Source organism: Halocynthiibacter namhaensis, assembly GCF_000812685.1.
Taxonomy (GTDB): domain Bacteria; phylum Pseudomonadota; class Alphaproteobacteria; order Rhodobacterales; family Rhodobacteraceae; genus Halocynthiibacter; species Halocynthiibacter namhaensis.
The window spans coordinates 126,709-146,577 of the sequence record NZ_JWIF01000056.1 but is presented as its reverse complement, the minus strand read 5'-3'; the positions used below and the strand labels follow the sequence as shown (position 1 = coordinate 146,577).

18 protein-coding genes and 1 riboswitch are annotated in these 19,869 nt (G+C 54.4%); of the genes, 6 read left to right on the top strand and 12 right to left on the bottom strand.

Annotated elements, in window-relative coordinates:
- Positions 1–20: 20 nt before the first annotated feature.
- The 6 genes from RJ38_RS08700 (at position 21) to thiQ (ending at position 7,085) form a co-directional block, all read left to right on the top strand.
- Positions 21–704 (top strand): uroporphyrinogen-III synthase, encoded by a 684-nt coding sequence (locus tag RJ38_RS08700; protein ID WP_039018463.1) that lies wholly within the window; start codon positions 21–23, stop codon positions 702–704.
- A 41-nt stretch (positions 705–745) separates the two neighbouring features.
- Positions 746–2,086: a COG4223 family protein gene (locus RJ38_RS08695; protein ID WP_156121813.1), complete on the top strand. Its 1,341-nt coding sequence runs from the start codon at positions 746–748 to the stop codon at positions 2,084–2,086.
- A gap of 9 nt (positions 2,087–2,095) precedes the next feature.
- A complete protein-coding gene (locus RJ38_RS08690) occupies positions 2,096–3,592 on the top strand; it encodes a heme biosynthesis protein HemY (RefSeq protein WP_039018461.1) in 1,497 nt (498 codons plus the stop codon).
- Positions 3,593–3,745: 153 nt separating this feature from the next.
- Positions 3,746–3,843: riboswitch (TPP riboswitch) on the top strand.
- Positions 3,844–3,881: 38 nt separating this feature from the next.
- Entirely contained in the window at positions 3,882–4,868 is a 987-nt protein-coding gene (gene thiB / locus RJ38_RS08685; protein WP_039018460.1) for a thiamine ABC transporter substrate binding subunit, read from the top strand.
- A complete protein-coding gene (locus RJ38_RS08680) occupies positions 4,844–6,406 on the top strand; it encodes a thiamine/thiamine pyrophosphate ABC transporter permease ThiP (protein ID WP_039018459.1) in 1,563 nt (520 codons plus the stop codon). The genes thiB and RJ38_RS08680 overlap by 25 nt, the downstream gene beginning before the upstream one ends.
- Positions 6,393–7,085: a thiamine ABC transporter ATP-binding protein gene (gene thiQ, locus RJ38_RS08675; RefSeq protein WP_039018458.1), complete on the top strand. Its 693-nt coding sequence runs from the start codon at positions 6,393–6,395 to the stop codon at positions 7,083–7,085. The genes RJ38_RS08680 and thiQ overlap by 14 nt, the downstream gene beginning before the upstream one ends.
- 54 nt (positions 7,086–7,139) lie before the next feature.
- Here the strand turns inward: thiQ and RJ38_RS08670 are convergent, their stop codons facing one another.
- The 12 genes from RJ38_RS08670 to RJ38_RS08615 all read right to left on the bottom strand — a co-directional run bounded on the left by RJ38_RS08670 (position 7,140) and on the right by RJ38_RS08615 (position 19,800).
- On the bottom strand, positions 7,140–7,925 hold the full coding sequence (locus tag RJ38_RS08670) for a cytochrome c1 (protein WP_039018457.1): 786 nt from the start codon (positions 7,923–7,925) through the stop codon (positions 7,140–7,142).
- Positions 7,926–7,940: 15 nt separating this feature from the next.
- Entirely contained in the window at positions 7,941–9,263 is a 1,323-nt protein-coding gene (locus RJ38_RS08665; RefSeq protein WP_039018456.1) for a cytochrome b, read from the bottom strand.
- On the bottom strand, positions 9,263–9,835 hold the full coding sequence (petA, locus tag RJ38_RS08660) for a ubiquinol-cytochrome c reductase iron-sulfur subunit (protein WP_039018455.1): 573 nt from the start codon (positions 9,833–9,835) through the stop codon (positions 9,263–9,265). Before petA ends, RJ38_RS08665 begins: the two co-directional genes overlap by 1 nt.
- A gap of 175 nt (positions 9,836–10,010) precedes the next feature.
- Positions 10,011–11,672 carry a saccharopine dehydrogenase family protein gene (locus tag RJ38_RS08655; protein ID WP_039018454.1) on the bottom strand — a complete coding sequence of 554 codons (1,662 nt, stop codon included), beginning with the start codon at positions 11,670–11,672 and terminating at the stop codon, positions 10,011–10,013.
- 5 nt (positions 11,673–11,677) lie between these two features.
- Positions 11,678–12,283, bottom strand: coding sequence for a glutathione S-transferase (locus RJ38_RS08650; protein WP_039018453.1), 606 nt, complete (start codon positions 12,281–12,283; stop codon positions 11,678–11,680).
- 62 nt (positions 12,284–12,345) lie between these two features.
- On the bottom strand, positions 12,346–12,549 hold the full coding sequence (locus RJ38_RS08645) for a hypothetical protein (protein WP_039018452.1): 204 nt from the start codon (positions 12,547–12,549) through the stop codon (positions 12,346–12,348).
- Between the two features lie 194 nt (positions 12,550–12,743).
- Positions 12,744–13,328 carry an amino acid synthesis family protein gene (locus RJ38_RS08640; protein WP_039018451.1) on the bottom strand — a complete coding sequence of 195 codons (585 nt, stop codon included), beginning with the start codon at positions 13,326–13,328 and terminating at the stop codon, positions 12,744–12,746.
- On the bottom strand, positions 13,325–13,906 hold the full coding sequence (locus RJ38_RS08635; RefSeq protein WP_039018450.1) for an amino acid synthesis family protein: 582 nt from the start codon (positions 13,904–13,906) through the stop codon (positions 13,325–13,327). The genes RJ38_RS08640 and RJ38_RS08635 overlap by 4 nt, the downstream gene beginning before the upstream one ends.
- Positions 13,899–14,756, bottom strand: coding sequence for a UPF0280 family protein (locus RJ38_RS08630; protein ID WP_039018449.1), 858 nt, complete (start codon positions 14,754–14,756; stop codon positions 13,899–13,901). The genes RJ38_RS08635 and RJ38_RS08630 overlap by 8 nt, the downstream gene beginning before the upstream one ends.
- Positions 14,756–16,246, bottom strand: coding sequence for a 6-hydroxynicotinate reductase (locus RJ38_RS08625; protein ID WP_156121812.1), 1,491 nt, complete (start codon positions 16,244–16,246; stop codon positions 14,756–14,758). Before RJ38_RS08625 ends, RJ38_RS08630 begins: the two co-directional genes overlap by 1 nt.
- Positions 16,236–18,974, bottom strand: coding sequence for a molybdopterin-dependent oxidoreductase (locus tag RJ38_RS08620; RefSeq protein ID WP_039018447.1), 2,739 nt, complete (start codon positions 18,972–18,974; stop codon positions 16,236–16,238). Before RJ38_RS08620 ends, RJ38_RS08625 begins: the two co-directional genes overlap by 11 nt.
- Positions 18,967–19,800 (bottom strand): FAD binding domain-containing protein, encoded by an 834-nt coding sequence (locus tag RJ38_RS08615; protein ID WP_039018863.1) that lies wholly within the window; start codon positions 19,798–19,800, stop codon positions 18,967–18,969. The genes RJ38_RS08620 and RJ38_RS08615 overlap by 8 nt, the downstream gene beginning before the upstream one ends.
- Positions 19,801–19,869: the final 69 nt, after the last annotated feature.

The following is a 19,869-nucleotide window of genomic DNA, read 5'->3' as shown; positions in this document are numbered from 1 at the left end:
CTGCAGGTAACACCTGAAGCATGGTCAGACAATCCCGCCCCTTCGTCCTTTTGACGCGCCCTCAGGCACAATCTGAACGCTTTGTGGGCGATTTACGCGACTGTGGCGCCACATGTGTGATCGCGCCGGTGATGCAAATCGAGCGGATTAACGCGGTTTATCCACCCCATGACGGCGATTTTGTGCTGACCTCAGAGAACGCCTTACGCACATTGCCTGATATTTTTAACAAACCTGGCCGACGCGCGTTTTGCGTTGGCAGGCAAACCGCGCGTGCGGCACAACGCATGGGGTTTGACGCGATATCCGCCGATGGCAATGCCGAAGACTTGCGTGAACTTCTAACAAAGGTAAAAAATAACAACAACTTGCTACACCTCAGCGGCGAACATCAAGTCAGTGCTGTTTTGGAAGACATCCCCAATCTGCGCCGTATCGTGACCTATCGGCAGACAGAAATGCCGCCTGATACAGGGGCACAAACCCTGCTTGGTGGGGAAGCTCGGGTTATAGTTCCCCTATTCTCGCCCCGCTCTGCGCGCTTATTTTTCAAAATATACCCCAATATTGCGGCACCGTTGCATATAGTGGCGATCAGCAAAGCGACGGCTAACGCCGTTCAACATGGGGCAGCGACAAAAATAGACATTGCGGCGCAGCCCAATGGTGACAATATGAAGAAGTTAGTTGCTGAGTTAATTTGAGTAGCACGTATAATGTTTGAGCGGAAAAAGAGGTGAAATCAGTGGCAAAATCTCCAAAAAAACCAAGTAAATTGGAAAATGAGATTTCTGACGTGTCAGAGACAATTGAAATTGTGGATGAAACCTCTGTTCAATCAGATACAGACGATGCTTTGTCACGTGACCATGATGCCGTGGTAAGCGAAGAACCCATGGCGGATAATGAAAACAGCCCCGATCAAGGTGAAACCCCTGGCGATATGACACTTGAAGGCCAAGACAGTGAAGAAACCGCAGTTTCTGACACAGATGCAGATGACGATGCAGCCGTTGTTAACCCCGAAGGCAGCGATCCAGAAGATACCGAAGTGGACGGCATCGACGACACACTAAAAACGTCAGAACCAGCACCGAAAAAGAATTCCCCTGCACCTTTGATCCTTGGTGGCGCTGTCGCTGCCATGATCGGGTTTGGTGTTTCTTATGTCGTCCCGGAAGGTTGGCCGTCGAATACGGAACGCGCTGCTGAAGTCACGGCCCAGCTTGAAACACAAGCAAGCCAAATCGCCGGGTTGAACGACCGATTTGAGGCCCTTGATATCAATGATCCTGACGCTGCCATCGCCCCTGTGGAAGCCTGGGTGACCGAAGTGACAGACACCCTAAAAAGCGATCTAGATGCTGTGCAAGAACAGCTTGCTGCATTTGATCAACGCATTGAAACACTTGAGAAACGCCCCATTTCGGGGGAAACCGCATCCGGTGACGCTGTCGCGGCTTATGAACGCGATGTGCAAGCCCTGCGTGATCAGCTGGAAGGCCAGCGCGCCGAAATCGAAGCGATTTTGTCTAATGCTCAGACCCGTTCACACGAAGCTGAGGTCAGCAGCCAACAAGCCCGCGCCACCACCGCCGTCAGCATGATTTCACGCGCCCTGACCACAGGGGCTGATTTCACGGCGACGTTGGCCACACTTGATGAATTGGGCGTCACGGTGCCCGCAGCTTTGTCAGAAAGCGGCGCCGGTGCAATCACCTTAGATACATTGCAAAACAATTTCACGGCCCCCGCCCGCCTTGCGCTTGATGCGGGGTTAAAGTCCGGTGTCGAAGACGGTTCTGTTTCGCGGATCGGTGGGTTTTTACGCCGTCGTCTTGGCATGCGATCCCTGACACCGCGTGAAGGTGATGACGCAAACGCCATCCTGTCACGCGCTGAATTTTCTCTGAAAGAAGGGCGCGTTGCGGATGCAATTTCGGAAATCGCCACTTTGTCGGCAGATGGCCAGGCTTTGATGTCCGATTGGATTGCTCAGGCCACCACGCATGAAAATGTCGCCGCTGCATTTTCAGAACTCAATACCGCCGTAGACAGTATGTCTGACGCGCTTGCGACTGAATAAGGATAACACATGCTTTGGTCTTTGGTAAAAATCGTTTTCTTCGTCGCGCTCGTAACTGCGCTTGCTGTTGGGGCTGGCCATTGGATGGATGTGGGCGAAGGTTTCACCCTTCTCATCGCAGGTGAAGAGTTTTCACCCGGTCCGTTGGATTCCATCATTATTGTTATCCTGCTGTTCCTTGCTGTTTGGGTAATCATTCGCATCTCTGGTCTGTTGATGGCTGTTTTACGGTTCCTTGCTGGGGACGAAACCGCCATTTCACGCTGGTTTGATCGCAGTCGTGAACGCAAGGGTTATGACGCCCTGTCAGAAGGCATGTTGGCCTTGGCCTCTGGTGAAGGTCAGCGCGCGCTGACCAATGCTGCAAAAGCCGAACGCTACCTGCGTAAACCACAGCTGACCAACCTGATCAGTGCACAAGCCGCTGAAATGATGGGGGACACCACAAAAGCTGAAACCATTTACAAACGCCTGCTGACAAACGACAAAACCCGTTTCGTCGGTGTGCGCGGCCTTCTGAAACAACGCCTTGAGGCCGGTGAAACTGACACTGCGCTTAAACTGGCGGAAAAGGCATTTATGCTGAAACCGAAGCATGAAGAGACACAGGACATCTTACTTGGCCTACAGGCCGAAGGCGACGATTGGGCTGGGGCACGCACCACTTTGGCGGCGAAATTGCGTCATGGGGCGATCCCACGCGAACTTCACCGTCGCCGTGATGCTGTTCTTGCGCTGGCCAATGCAGCCGATCCTGAAAACGACGATGCCACCACCCACGCATCAGCGCTCGAAGCGCATCGCCTGTCCCCTGATTTGATTCCAGCAGCCGTCATGGCAGCGCAAGCCCATCTCGCGGCTGGAAGTAAGCGTAAGGCAAGCAAAACTCTGCGCAATGCTTGGTCGAACACGCCGCATCCTGACTTGGCCTCTGCTTTTGCGACGATTGAACCCGATGAAACCACAGACGCCCGCGTCAAACGTTTCAACACCCTCACCAAGTCACAGCCGGATCACGTTGAAACCAAGATGTTGCAGGCTGAACTGTTGATTGCAGCTGAAGATTTCCCCGCTGCCCGCAAGGCATTGGGCGATCTTGTGGAAACTGCGCCATCTGCGCGTGCGCTTACCATTATGGCCGCTGTGGAACGTGGTGAAGGGGCCGACAACGCGATTGTGCAAGGCTGGCTTGCGCGTGCCGTCACCGCGCAGCGCGGCCCAGCTTGGGTTTGCGAGAAATGCAACACAGCCCATCACGATTGGGCACCGCTTTGTAAACGTTGCCAAGGGTTCGACACCCTGTCTTGGAAAGAAACCAGCGCGGAAGAAGATCCCGCATTGGCTGCAACCGCAGGCATGTTGCCATTGATCGCAGCCATGGGCCAGGCCGATGAACCCATCACGACAGATGTGACCCCGCTTGTCGAAGATCATGCCGAAGACGCAGAAATTCTTCCCGATTCGACGGATGAACAGGAAACGGTCGAGAAAACGCCCCTGGGCTAGACCCAGAAACTTCGTCTCATCCCAAAAGGGCCAATCGCGTTATCCTGCGGTTGGCCCTTTTTACGTTCGACGCGCCAGTTTCCGGCAAAGCGCATGCCAGATCACGCCCGATCACCCAATGCCTTGCACAAACACAACTTGCGCAGTAACAACAGAGACACCTCGGGGGGCCATTCTGGCTGAGATGCGAAAGCGGACCCGTAGAACCTGAACCGGTTAAGACCGGCGGAGGGAAGGTTGAGATGCACTCATCCAGACATCCGCCCGTCGGCAATGAAAAGGATGAGATATGAAATATCCACTGATCGCCGCGGGACTTTGTGCAGCCACTGTTGCTGGCGCAGAGACCCCAATTTTGAACGTTTACACCTATGACAGCTTCACGTCTGATTGGGGCCCTGGCCCCGCAGTCGAAGCCGCATTTGAAGACATCTGCGCCTGTGATTTGCAATTCTCTGCGGTTGGCGATGGCGCGGCCTTGATTGCGCGCTTGAACCTGGAAGGCGATCATTCCGAGGCCGATGTCGTGCTTGGTCTTGATACAAACCTTGCAGATGCCGCTCTTGCCGAACAGTTTTTCGCACCACATGGGATCGAAATGCCCACATTGAACTTGCCGATTGAATGGTCGAACGACACATATGTTCCCTATGATTGGGGCTATTTCGCATTCGTCTATGACAATACCAAAAAAGACACTATTCCAGCGAATTTTCGTGACTTAGCAGCATCTGACTTGAAGATCGTTATTCAAGATCCGCGTTCTTCCACCCCTGGCCTTGGCCTGTTGATGTGGGTGAAAGCGGCCTATGGCGATGAAGCCCCCGCGATTTGGGGCGATCTGGAAGACAACATCATCACCGTCACCAAAGGCTGGTCTGAATCCTATGGCATGTTCACAGCAGGCGAGGCCGACATGGTCTTGTCTTACACAACTTCGCCAGCTTACCATCTGATCGCGGAAGAAGACGCCTCTAAGTCTTCTGCAAGCTTTGATGAGGGCCACTATTTGCAGGTCGAGGTCGCCGCCGTGACCAAATCCAGCGATCAACCAGAACTGGCCCGTCAGTTTTTGGATTTCATGGTGTCCGACACCTTCCAAACCATCATCCCAACCACCAACTGGATGTACCCGGCTGCGACACCTGCGGCAGGCCTGCCGGACGGATTTGAGACCCTTACAACACCTGACAAAGCACTGTTGATCCCAGCGGAAGAAGCGGGCGCTCTGCGCGAAGCGGCATTGGTTGAATGGCTCGACGCGCTTTCACAATAAGCCCATTGGGGCTTTGGGGGGCGGCTTCTGCTGCCCTCCTGTTATTTTTAACGCTCGGCACCTTGCTTGCCGTCGCGATGAAAGCTGAATTCACGCAGGGCCTTGGCCGCGCGGATATATCGGCTTTGTGCTTCACCTTAACGCAAGCGTTCTTCTCAGCCCTATTGTCGGTCGCCTTTGCAATCCCAGTCGCACGCGCCTTGGCACGTCGCCAATTTTGGGGGCGCCAGATCTTGATCACATTGCTGGGCGCACCGTTCATCCTGCCCGTCATCGTCGCGGTGCTTGGATTGCTGGCGGTCTTTGGACGCAATGGACTATTCAATCAAACATTGGCGATGTTTGGCATTGAAACAGTATCTATTTACGGATTTTCCGGTGTTTTACTGGCACATGTGTTCTTCAACCTGCCGCTTGCCACGCGGCTTATTCTACAGGCATGGCTGGCCATCCCAAGCGAACGTTATCGCCTGGCCCAAAGCCTTGGGTTTCACCCCAATGATGTTTTTCGGCAAATCGAACTTCCCATGTTGCGCGAGGTTGTCCCCGGGATTTTCGCAATCGTCTTTCTGATCTGCACCACCAGTTTCGCCGTTGCCCTAACCCTTGGCGGTGGGCCGCGTGCAACGACCCTTGAACTGGCGATCTACCAAGCCTTGCGCAGTGATTTTGATCCCGGAAAAGCCGCGCTTTTGTCGTCCATTCAATTTGCGTTATGCACCCTTGCGGCCCTCATCGCGTGGTATTTCACCAAACAACAATCCACCGCCGCCGGTTTTGACCGTGTCGTACAGCGCACAGATGTGAACACCCTACCCTTGCGCATGATTGATGCCAGTGTCATCGCTTTCGCCGCGATGTTCGTTATCCTTCCGCTCGCCATGGTGGTAGAGCGCGGATTATCTGGCATCCTAACCCTGCCTTCGGTTGTTTGGGTCGCCGCTTTGCGATCTGTCGTCATGGCTTTGGCGTCCTCTGCCGTGATGCTGGCGCTTGTCCTGCCGTTGGCCTTGATCGCTGCACGCAGGCGCAAAGCCTGGCCTGAGGCCGTCGCATATCTGTCTGTCTCAGCCTCTCCCTTGGTGATTGGCACCGGCCTGTTCATCTTGCTAAACCCATATTTCAGCCCGCGCGATCTGGCTTTGCCGATCACCATCTTCGTGAACGCGGCCATGTCTATTCCATTTGCCTTGCGCGCTCTATTGCCCGAAGTCCGCGCTGTCGAAGCAACCTGGTCGCCCTTGGCCGATCAACTTGGTATGCGTGGCATGGCTCGGTTTCGTTTGATGTTACTGCCCCGCATCCGACGCCCCATGGGATTTGCCCTTGGATTGACCGCAGCCTTATCCATGGGTGACCTTGGCGTTGTTGCGCTGTTTGCCGATCCTGATGCAGGCACATTGCCGTTGATGATCTTTCGCCTGATGGGGGCTTACCGCATGGAACAAGCGGCGGGGGCGGCGCTGTTGTTGTTGATGCTCAGCCTTACAATGTTCATGGGTTTTGACCGAGGGGGGCGGCAGAATGCTGCGACTTAACCAATTGGAAATTACACAGGGCACGTTTCGTTTACTGGCGGATCTGTCCATCCCTGCTGGTGAAAAGATTGCTGTTATTGGCGCGTCTGGTGGTGGGAAATCGACATTATTGGCACTGATCGCGGGGTTCATTGCACCCAAAAGCGGTCAGTTGATCTGGCAGGACAATGACATAACCGACCTGCCCCCGGCCAAACGCCCGATCAGCATGATCTTTCAGGACAACAACCTGTTTCCGCATTTGACGGCAGCGCAGAATGTTGGGTTGGGGATTTCACCCGCGTTGCGTCTGACCCAAGAGGATCACACAAAGATTACATCGGCATTGGATCGTGTGGGACTGGCGGACATGGCCACGCGTAAACCGGCGGCATTGTCTGGCGGGCAGATCGCGCGCGTGGCGCTGGCACGGTTGCTTGTGCAGGGGAACACATTGGTTTTGCTGGATGAACCTTTCGCGGCCCTTGGCCCGGCCATGCGTGCTGAGATGTTAGATCTGGTGTCAGAGCTTGTGTCAGAGATCGGTGCGACATTGCTGATGGTCAGCCACGCACCCGAAGACGCCAAACGGATCGCCGATCAGGTGGTTCTTGTTTCGGATGGTATCGCACATGTGCCGAAACGCACCAAAGACCTATTTGAAAACCCGCCAACCGCCATGCGCGAATGGATCGGTTAAAAGCAAAAAGCCCCGCCAAATGGACGGGGCTTTTTGTATTCGTATGCTATGCGCTTACAGATCGCTTTTCAGCTGTTTGCCTTTAACACCCGCCCAGAGGCGTTTGTTGGTCAGGTAGAGCAGAACGGACAGCAGCAACAGGATGCCAACACCCACGAAGCCAGCCTTTTGACGGGCCATCATCTTGGGTTCAGCTGTCCACATCAGGAAGGCTGCAACATCTTCGGCCATCTGGTGCGTCGTCGCTGGTGTGCCATCGGCATATTCGACAACGTCATCAAACAAAGGTGGGGCCATTGAAATAGAACCACCTGCGAAAGTGTCATTGCCATACAGCCCATCTTCGTCGTGACCGTTATAGCTGGTCAGCAAGGATGCGATATATTCAGGGCCGCCCATGCCTTTAACAACCTGATTGATACCAAGACCATAAGGGCCGTGGAAACCAGCACGCGCCTTCGCCATCAGGGTCAGGTCAGGTGCGCCAGCAGCAGTGTTCGCTGGGAATTTATCCGCAGGAACCGCTGGACGGTACCCATCGGCTTCGGCGTCATAAACTTCGACAGTTGCCGCATATGCACGCGCTTGGTCCGGCGTATAAGACGGGCCCCCATCGTCAGACAGGTTGCGGAAGTACAGATATTGCAGACCGTGACAGGCTGAACAAACCTCGGTGTAAACCTGAAGGCCGCGTTGCAGCTGATCGCGATCGAAGGTCCCAAAGGGGCCCTCGAAAGAGAAGTCAAAGTCTTCGATGTGCTGTTCACCACCACCGGCAGCCATCGCGCCGGATGTTAGGCCAAGGCTTACAACGGCTGAGATCAGAATATTTTTAAACATAGAACTGATCCTTTCTTAGTTGGCTGACTTATCAGCGCCCGGGTAGTGGGCGTTGAAGTCAGCTTCGATGGTTTCAGGGGTTGCTTCGGGTTTCTCAATCACACCAAGCAGTGGCAGGATGACGAAGAAATACGCGAACCAATATGTTGCTGCGATCAGAGAGATCCAATCATATGGGAAGTCAGTCGGACGTGCGCCAACCCACATCAACACGAAGAAATCTACAACAAGCAGGGCAAACCACCAGCGGAACATCGGACGGAAACGACCGGAACGTACGCTGGATGTGTCAAGCCAAGGTGCAAGCGCCATTGCAACGATCGCACCGAACATCGCCAGAACGCCGAAGAACTTCGCGCCAACAATGCCACCTGTGAGGATTTCAACAAGTTGCACAGCCCAAACTTCGCCAGTGAAGGCACGCAAGATCGCGTAGAAGGGCAAGAAGTACCATTCAGGAACGATGTGCGCAGGTGTCGCCAAAGCATTCGCAGGCACATAGTTATCAGGGTGACCCAGATAGTTCGGCATAAAGCCAACAATTGCCCAGAAGATCGTCAGGATAACAGCCAGCGCGAACAGATCTTTGATCACGAAATATGGCCAGAAGGGAAGCGTATCTTTCTTCACTTCGTTGATGTCTTTGCGACGCACTTCAACACCGGTTGGGTTGTTGTTGCCCGTGTGGTGGAACGCCCAGATGTGAACGATCACAAGACCGGCAATCACAAATGGCAACAGATAGTGCAGCGAGAAGAAACGGTTCAACGCAGGTTGGCCAACAGCGCCAGCGCCCAGCAGCCAAGTTTGCAAAGCTTCACCCAGACCAGGAACCGCACCGAACAGACCGGTGATAACCGCTGTGCCGTGGAATGACATCTGACCCCAAGGAAGAACATAACCCATAAAGGCTGTGCCCATCATCAGAAGATAGATCAACATGCCGATCACCCAAGTGATCTCGCGGGGTGCTTTGTAAGAACCGTAATACAGACCACGGAAAATATGCGCGTAAACGGCCACGAAGAACAGCGACGCGCCATTCATGTGAACGTAACGGATCATATGACCGCCATTCACGTCACGCATGATATGTTCAATAGACGCAAACGCCAGATCAACATGCGGTGTGTAATGCATCGCAAGGATAATACCTGTGGCGATTTGCAGAACCAGACAGAAGGTCAGGACAATGCCCCAAATCCACATCCAGTTCAGGTTTTTCGGCGTAGGTGCCGTCAGTGTTGTGTAGAGCAGACCAAGAATCGGCAAACGGGAATCAACCCATTTCTCGATGCCTGTCTTTGGCTCATATGCGTCATGTGGAAGACCAGACATTATGCTTCCTCCCCAAGCTGAACAGTGTTTTCGTCAACAAAGAACGCGATAGGAACCGGAAGGTTCTCTGGTGCGGGGCCTTTGCGGATACGACCGGCGGTGTCATAATGTGAACCGTGGCATGGGCAGAACCAGCCGTGGAAATCACCAGAACCATCGCCCAGTGGAACGCAACCAAGATGCGTACACACACCCATCATGACCAACCATTTACCTTCTTCATCGAGGGTACGGTTTTCGTCAGATGCGTCTGCGCCAACACTTTCGTTCTCATTGCGGGCTTCTGCATCGATGAGGTCATCCATCTTAACGGCGCGGCCAGCTTCGATTTCTTCTTCCGTCCGATGACGGATGAAAACCGGCTTGCCCTGCCATTTAACAGTCAGCTGTGTGCCCGGGGTAACCCCGGAAATATCTACTCGGATAGAGGCCAAAGCCAGCACATCCGCGCTTGGATTCATCTGATTAACCAGCGGCAGAACAACTGCGCCAGCTGCAACTGCGGCAGTGCCACCAGTCGCATAATAGAGGAAATCCCGACGGGTGCCTTCGTGATCATCTGTGTGGGACACGAGTGTTTCTCCCTTTCAGGTATCGTGAGGTGCCATAAACGACGACGGACCACGCCCAAGCGCAGCCTTCCAGCGGTGTTTAGCCCGCTGATTTAGCCACGTCCAGCGGACATTGGTGTTGAAACGCAATTTATACACATTTGTCGCGGTAAATACGCACCTTAGTCGCCCTGTTTTAGTCAGGCATTAAGACTCCCTTATAGGCAACCACATGCCCAATCAGTGGTATTTCCACCTGCACATCGAACTGAAACTGGCCATTCGCGGCCCTCTCGAACGTATCACCGCGAGGCAAAAACATCCTTGGCAGCGGGATCATGAACAAGGTCCAGCGACGCGGCATAAGCTGTAATGTTCCGTTCTCGACCGTGACCGCCAAGCCAATTTTCAGTCGCCCAAAAGCCTCAACCAGCAGGCCCGAATTGCGCCCACATCCTTTGCTTTGATGGGTTTGGAATTTGTAACCGCCGAAATCACGTTGCCACAGTTCGCCGGTATCGTCAGGGGTGAACGTCACCGTAACGGGCCCCTGCGCATCCTGTGTCGGAAATCCAGCCAGACGTGCAGCCAAACGCCCCAACACGGTCTTTGCGGCGCGGGCCTGCACTTGGCCGCTCCAACTGCGGATATCACGGCTGTCATGTAATTCACGAAGAGGGGCATCCAGCTCGTTAAACGCGCTGCCCAATATTTCACGGTAGATCGGCTGACCCGGCAGGTTTTCACGAAAGCCGGTCGAAATATCACGATTTGCAAATAATGCATCGTAATCCGCAAGTTCCAACGCATGGATGGCCGCACCCGCACCATTTACAGGGGTTTCGCCCCGCACAACCTTACGAATCAGCGCTTCAATCGCCATGGACGGCACATAGGGGCCATCATCCCCCTCGGCCAGCATATGCCAAGATCGCGTCACGGCCTGCCCCTGTCGCGCCCCGGATTTGGCCCGGCCCTGCACTTCTATATACATGCCACCGCGATGTTCACCGAACTTCAGAAGGTTCAAGACCTTGTAACACAGCGGCGCAAGCCAGGTCAGCGCAGGCAGCTTCAGCGTCACGCGCAACTTCGCAAGAAGGTTCAACCCACGATGTAGGGTTTCAGGTCCCGGCCCGGCCCCCATCCAAATATCGTGTAATCCCGGCATTTCAGGTGGCAGCACCTGCAGTTCGGGCACCTCAACCAGGGAAAACCTGATATTGCGCAAAGGCAGCTTCCCCGGCACCGAAATCGTGTAATACCGACTTTCGCCCAGCGCCACGCCTGTGGCCTGCTCGCCATCGCGCATCAATGGCACGGGATTACCCGCATAGCCCACAACCGCACGCATCACATTCATACCAACGCCAGCATAAGGCGAAGGGGCGATGCCACCTTCAACGGATTGCACATCCATATCCTGTTCGAAATGGCGCAACACGGCGGCGGTCAAAACAGGAAAGCTGCTGACCCCGGACAAAACAAACACGCCTGCGGCCTTTGCCTCTGCATCAAATTGCGCCACACCTGTAACAAAATCTGCACCATCGGCAAAATCAAAGTAATTCACCCCGCCCGCGATACAGGCTTTGATCACGCTATAAGGCGCATCACCGTAATCTTGAAACGGGCCCGTTGCGTCGACCAGAATATCAGGGTGGTGATCCGAAATCGCGGTCGCGATCTCATCTCGGTGGGCTTGAACAGGTGTAAAACACGCATGCCCAGCACAAAACGCCTGCGCCTTTGCCAAGCCACGCCCCGCGATCAGGATTTCAATTCCATCCACATCCGCAATCAGCTCAGCAAGACGCCCGCCAAAAACGCCATAGCCACCAAGGATTAGAACCTTCACCAGGGTTAACCCGGTAGGGTCGCGGTCATGGAGGAACGCGTTGAAAACGCATCAAACCAAGCGGCAAGTTCCGGACGGTTTTCGCGCCAGTTGCGATCCGCATTGCGCAGATCAAGATATCCCAGCGCACATGCAACCGCGATTTGACCCGCATTCAATGGGGCATGCATATGGGCCATCCAACGTGATTCGATCACATCCAAAGCGCGGGCGATCTTATCCCATTGCCCTTCGGACCATGCCTCAAACCGCAACTCTTCCGGGCGCAAGCGCCACTCATAGGCCATCAAAAGCGCCGCATCGATCATGCCTTCGCCGGTGGCCTCAAGGGTTTGAATGTCCCAGGTTGCATCCCCCGCGCCATAGAGCCCAGCGCCTGCGCGCGCATCCAAATATCGGCAGATGATCCGACTGTCATAAATCGCGCCCCCGTCTTCGCGCGTCAGCGCAGGGACTTTGGTCAACGGATTCACCGCCGCAAACCCATCTGCGGGATCAAGTGGCGTGCCAGATGTGGGAATCAATTCCACATCATCAAGTTGACCCGTCTCATGCAAGATCACCATAACTTTGCGCACATAGGGGGAGGTCGTGGAATGGTGAAGCTTCATGTTCAAATCCTATTTGTCTGTTCTTCGAAACCGCAATCGCGCAAAAGCGCTGGCGTCAACTTCTATGCCTGGCCCTGATTATATTCGCCTGATTTACGCCGCAAAGTTATCCCTTCTTCGACTTTATTATGGGCATCTTCTTCAGATTGATCATGACGCCCCAGTTTAATTTTGCGCGTCACCGCATAGGTTGTTAAGGCGGTCGCGCCATATCGTAAGGCGAAACTGGTGATCACCGGGACAGTCGGAATAATTGGTAAAGGCATAGGGTCCTCCTCCCAATAATATAGGTGCGAAAACTGATAAGTCCAATTTAGGTCATATTTTCGTCAATTAGTTCTTGCAAATATAGGGTCCGTCCGATCGGCGGAATTTTAAACGGTAAATTGTCAGCGTACCCGCCGTCGTATCAGAGCTTCTTCGTGAACTCTGATACTGCGGCGGCATAAATCATCAAACGTCAACGCAATCCATCTTTGCCAATCGCCTCGTCAATTGTCAGCCCACCTACCCTTGGCAAAGGACGGCCGCTGTCGGTCACCGCGACGGCAACCATGATTTCATTTGCGCGCGGTGCATCGTTCAAACGCACCTCAATTCCATCAAAATGACTACGCACGTAAGCTGCATCTTTGCTGCCCAGTGGCACATCCAAAACCTGTCCAGGCCCACCCATCTTCTTTGATGAAGGCACCAAGGCTGCCCCTTTTTCCACCGCCACACGCAGGGGACCGCCAAGCTTCGGGTGCAAAATCGCGGCGGCATGTTCCAGTTCGCCGTTTTCACCGATCATTGCAGATTTTCCGTAACTTTCGGCATCCTCGGGATTGATCCCCAAGGCAGCAACACATTTACTGCCCAGCAAAGCGCCCAATTCAGCGCCTATTTCCATCAAATCCGTCAGGTCTTCCTGATAGACGCCAGCAAAAGGGTTTTCGATCACAGCAACAGCCACTGCCTTGCGTGTGGGAGGGCTGATTTGGCGACCGATTTCACTGTGGATCTCTTCCACATTTACAGCAATTTTGCGTATATTCGCGTTCATCTTAAACCGTCCTCTCCGTTGATATCCCAAGCTTCAAGTCCACCAGATCGCGAATGCACCCGCGCCCCTGTTGTCACAACCAAAGCAAAGGCCAATTCCCCCGCACGCGGGGCGTCATTACAGCCCACTTCCATACTGTCAAAATGACTGCGCACATAGGCGGCATTGATATGGGTGATCGGAACATCAAGCCTGGCACCCACACCCGCAACTTTCTTAGATGACGGCACAATCGCCTTGGGTGCGCCCAGCAATTCACGCATCGCATAGCCCCCAGGTGCGTGCCATAGGGCACCATGTTCCAGCTCGCCAGCCTCACCGATCAGAGACCCTTTGCCATAGCCCTCAATCTTATCCGCGCCACCAAGCATTTCGATCAATCGGCGGGCCATATCCAGACCCAGCGGTTTCAGGTCTTCCATGAAACCTTGAATGTCGGCGACATATCCGCCCGCAAAAGGGTTTTGTAAAATCGCCATAGCCGACCCGCGCAAAAGCGGTGTGTCAGAGGCCGGCCCGCCTTCGTGGAAGATCTCTTCGCAGGAAAAGACAGTTTTTCGTAAGTTGACTTCAGGCATGGCGTTCAATCCTGTTTTGAAAGGTAAAATCAGTGGTTCCGATCAGGCGTGTCTGTCCCTGCAGAAACAAACCCGCCCCAATGATCTGTTCTGTGCGAAGCAGTTGATTGGCGCGCAATGCGCCGCCGTTCAATGCCGTCTCAATATCCGAAACGGACAAAACCCCGCATCCCGTCACAACCTTAGCTGTCCCAAGATCGCTGTCGGGTGACAGGTCACATGCGGGCGCACGTGATATGGCGGGATGGTTGGGCAGGTCGATCGCATTCGCAATCATTGTTGCGGCAGCATCAGCGTCAGCGGCTGTTGTGGCAAGCACGGTCACACTGTCCGCAACACCAAACGACAGGCTGCTCCCATGCCGTCCTGATGTCGCCATGCCACCGATGTGATCTGCGTGGGAAATCTCGATACGCCCCAAAGGCGCACCTGTGTAATCCGCCATTTCGCTGGTAAATCGCTGCCCTTCAGACAGATACAGCGCGATATCACCGCCATTGTTCACATATGCCCGCCGCAGGGGGGTCGCCGCGCGCATCGCCCCCAAGATCGTATCCGCAACCGCCCCCGCAACCGCAGCCATTCGGGTAATGAACAACGGGCAATACGGGCGCGTCGCATCATCCATCCGCGATGCAACACCCCCATTGGGTCGGACAGATTGCTGCGTCAAAGGGCGTCTTAGCAACGTAAGCTCTGCGCTAAGCTCTTGTAGTATCGTTTCAAACCTTTGCGTTGCAGCGCCAAACGCCGTCGCACGATCCCCATCAGCACCGATCACCAAATCAATCGGTCCATGTTGCAAATGCAACCGCGTTCCACAGGGCAATAAGGCGGCGACAGGGCCCATCAGGTTATCTCCCGTGACCAGCTATAATTGCTGCGCGCCATTGGATCAGCCTGATTTTCCATGCTGGACACTTTACGCGTGTCTTCAGAAACGACAGCACTGACGGCTTTGATCTCAGACATATGCCCCCCAAGTGTGCCGTAATCGGCCGTGCGCATCGTGAACTCAATTGGGGCGACAAGTGCGGGCGTCGGCACATAGCCAAACGACCCGGTCGGCATGTCCAACACATCAACCATCACGGTGATCCCCCCGCCAGGCCAGACATAGGCTTCCGCCCCGCCACAAGACACAAAGGTTAGGGCATTCTTTACGGATTGCGTCAGGCGCACGGGGTTTTCCGTTACCCCAGCGCGCAAACTGCCCCCGGCCCCCCCCATGAACAGCACGGAACAGATCGATGGTTCACAGTTTTCAGCAATCAAATCCGCAGATTGACGCAAGGCATGTGGAATCTCTGCCGGTTGCGGCACAAGATCACTGTCCAACTCGAAATAGGCATATTGTTCGCCGGTTGTGGACACCATCAACAGGCGCAGGCCTTCCCAAGCCACTTTCGGGTTAAAGGGCCCCAGTATAAGCAGCGGATCTTCAATGCCGGTCCCACCCCAACCTGTTCCCGGTTCCGCCACCTGAAAATAGCGTCCAGGCGTTGAACGCCGCCCATTAATCTTGATACCCGTTGGCGGCACATCAAGCATTTTCCCAGCTTGATGTTCTGACAAAACACCTGTGATATGATCATCCACAACCACCACATCATCCACATGTGTCAGCCATTGTTTCGCAAACATGCCGATGGTTGCGGACCCACAACCAACGCGCATCAGTTTTTCTTCATCGCCATTGATAATCGGTGGTTTGCCGGCTTCGACCCGAAGTGTAACAGCGTGATCTTCCGTGCCGATCACCATATCAACCGCTTCCCGATTGCACAGCTTCAACAATGCATCACAGGTCACGCGGCCTTCTTTTTTGCTGCCACCCGTCAGATGTTCAACACCCCCCAAGGACAACATCTTCGACCCGTATTCCGACGTCATCACATGCCCAATGGGTTCGCCATTCACACGCACAATGTCACATTCGTGGCCAATATGACGATCGGTGTCGATTTTAACCTTCACCCCACAATATGAAAAGATTCCCTCGGTGACGACGGTCACCATATCAACACCTTCGACATCCTGTGAGACGATAAAAGGCGCGGGCTTGTAATCAGGGTAAGTCGTTCCTGCGCCAACAGCCGTTACAAAGGGGCGGTTTCCTTGAATGATGTTGCCATCCCAATCCTCAACCGGGCTGTCCTTCATAAAAGGCACCAACTTGTGATCCGTGTTTTCGATGATCGTCAGCGCATCTAGACGTACAAGATCACCGCCATGGTTCGCATAACGATCACAGGCACCGATTTTGCCATCCGCGATGAAGCACATAACAGGGCAAGCATCGCAACGGATCTTCTCGGGCATTACGCGTTCATTTGCCATTGGCATATTCCTTAATCGCGGCGCGCACACGGGCCGGGGTCGCAGGCACCTGATACAGGCGTACACCCGTGGCATCTTTGATCGCGTTTAAAATTGCGGGCGCAGTTGGTATCAAAACATGTTCGCCCAACCCTTTGGCACCATAAGGCCCATGGGCGTCGGGTTCCTCAATGATGATCGTTTCAATCGGGGGAACATCCCCCATGGTTGGGATCAAATAATCATGCAGGTTTTCCGTGCGGCCAGGAATATATTCTTCCATCAAGGTCATCCCAAGCCCCTGCGCAATCCCGCCCTGAACCTGACCTTCCACCAAGGTCGGGTTGATGGCTTTCCCCACATCATGGGCAGCCACAAAAAGCAAAGGCTTAACCGTGCCAAGGCGTGTATCCACCTCAACGGTCACCAAATGTGCCGCGTATCCAAACTGGGCATATGGCGCGCCCTGCCCATTTTCATCCAATGGCTTTGTGGGTGGATCATAGGTCTCTTCGGACACGAACACATAGCCTTGGTGATCCACCGGTAAACCCGACACATCGATCACAGTTTCCCCATGTTCACCAGAGAACTGAATGACGCCTTGGGTGATCTCAATTTTCGAACCCTTCGCAGCATTTGCACGCTGCAGCAACTGCGCCCGCATGGCCTCGCCCGACAAGCGCGCCGCATTGCCTGACACATAGGTCTGCCGCGAGGCAGATGTCTTGCCCGCGTCAGGCGTTTGATCCGTATCGGCACCGACCAAAGTAATTTGATGCACAGGAACGCCAAGCGCAGTTGCAAATATCTGCGTGATCACCGTGTTCGCGCCTTGTCCGATATCCATCGCACCCTGATGCAGAACGACTGATCCATCAGCTTTAATCCCGGCCTTAATCGTTGAAGGGTTGGGCAAAGACGTATTGCCACAACCATACCAGCCGCCCGCGATCCCCACACCGCGTTTCAACACGTCATTGTCACGGTTGAACTGATCGCATTTCGCACGATGTTCATCCCAAGGTTTGCGCAACGCGGCAAAGCACGACTTAATGCCCACGCCTTGTTCAAACCGCTGACCACAGACCGTTGGCACATGGTTATCAAGCGCGTTGAGCATGCGAAATTCAAGTCGATCCATTCCCAGCTTATCCGCCAACTCGTCAAACAGGCTTTCTTGCGCGATCGCGGATTGTGGCACGCCAAACCCACGAAAAGCACCAGCAGGCGGGTTATGGGTGTGCACCCCAACAGATTCTGCGCGATAATCATCAATCTGATATGGCCCCGAGGCATGCACAGGCACACGATTGGCCACCGTCGGCCCCCAGCTCGCATAAGCGCCCGTGTTGAAATGCCCCAAGAAATCAAACCCTTTGATCCGCCCCTTGGCCGTCGCACCAATCTTAAGCGTGATGTCCGAGGGGTGGCGTTTCGTGCTGGATTGCATGGATTCCATGCGCGAATAAGCGATCCTTACAGGCTTGCCAGTCTTGATCGCAGCCAAAGCAAGGTAAGGCTGAACCGAAAGGTCCAGCTTGGCCCCAAACCCGCCCCCAACAGCGGTGGGCAGAATACGAATATCCTTGCGATCCCACCCCAAGATGATCTCAAGCGCGTCCAGATCCATGACCGGTGCCTGGGTGCAGGCGTGAACCTCTATGCGTCCATCAACCATCTGCGCAAAGCCCGCTTCTGGTTCAATATAGGCGTGTTCCACGAACCCTGTCTGAAAGCGGCCCTGCACGATAACATCTGCGTCTTTTAACGCTGTCTGCGGATCGCCCGTGGTCACGTAACCACCACACATGACATTGCCGTCGCGCCCCAAATGCAATTGCGGCGCCGTGACATCCAAAGCTTCAGTCACCGTTTCAACGGCATGCAATTGCGTCCAAGTCACAGGGAAGGTCTCAGCCGCGAAGTTCTGCATTACCTGATGCGTTCCAATCACCGCAGCCACAGCTTCACCACGGAATCGCGTTTCCGTCTCGGCAAAGACGGGTTGATCTGCGAAATCCGGGATAACCCCGAAAACATTCTGCCCCGGCACATCTGCATGGGTCAGAACTGCGGAAATACCATCCGTCGCCTTCACCCATTCATCCAGACCACCAAAGGCAAATTTTGCACGTGGAAATGGCGACCGAATTACGGCAATCACAAGCGCATCACGCGGGGCCACATCATCACCAAACAGCTCGGTTCCCGTGACTTTATCCGCACCATCCAAGCGCTGTATGGCATCGCCAACATGCCCGTTTCCTTCCAGGTCGCAGGGCGCTGCACCTGTATCTACGACAGCATCAATGATCTTGCGATATCCCGTACAACGGCAAAGCACACCACCCAATGCATCTTCGACCTGCGCAGAGCTGGGGGTTGGGTTTTCGCGCAACAAGGCGACCGCCGTGGTCAGCATTCCTGGCGTGCAAACCCCACATTGCGCGGCCCCGTGATGCTGGAAACTATCCATCAATTTCCCTGCAATAGGGTCTATTTCTGACATGCCAGCCAATGTTTCGACCTGTTTGCCAATCGCTTGATGCGTTGGCATCAAACAGGCACAGATCGGATCACCGTCCACAAGAACGGTGCAAGCCCCGCAATCCCCCGCGTCACAGCCAATCTTCACATCCAACTGATGCAAATCTTCGCGCAATGTATGGGACAATCGGTCACCAACAGCTGGATCAACCGTGACTTCGCGGCCATTTAGCGAAATATGGTGCAGGTGTTTATCCATTGGTCAGGCTCGCTTTCAACAGGGCACGACGGATTTGTTCGGCGACTGCATCCAAGCGAAACTCTGCACTGGCGCGCAAATCCGAGATCGGCGACAGACCCTGCAGATCATCAGGCGTGATACATGCCTCTTGCGCGGTTTGACCAATGAGATTGACCTCAAGGTCGTGCAATCGCTGCGCCACGGGCGAACACGCCCCAACCGCGACCCGCGCGAACTCAATCCGTCCGGCCGCATCACAGGCTATAACAACCGCAACCATCGTGACCGAAATCACGAGATATCGCCGACTGCCAAGCTTCTCAAACGCGCCATGACTGTGCGTCGGAAGGTTCGGGATATGTAAGGCCACGACCAGTTCACCAGGCTGCAAATCCGTCTGACGCACACCGGTCACAAATTCGGCCAGCGGCAAGTGCCGCACACCATTCGGCCCCTGTATTTCGACAGTCGCGTTTAATGTCAAAAGTGGCGGCATGCCATCTGCTGCAGGTGAGGCATTGCAAATATTGCCACCTACTGTGCCCGCATTTTGAATTTGCAAACTGCCCACCTGACGCGCGGCGGCCTGCAAACCAGCCCAAGATCCCGGCAGCGTCGTGCGTGCGATATCTGACCAACGGGTTGCCGCACCAATGCGAATTCCGTCGTCCAAAGCAGAAATCCCTTGAAGCCCCGCAATCTTGGACACATCAAGAATTCCGCGTGTAAAAGGTGCTTGTGTGCGCGTTGGAAAATAGTCCGTGCACCCCGCAACCACATCAAGCGGCTGATCGCGCAACAGCTTGAGGGCGTCATCCAAAGTGGTCGGCGCAAAGTAGGTCACAACACAGCCCTTTTTCCGGCGAGAGGCTAATTTCATTCGTATGCAAATGATAGTCGCGCTTTCCAAAAC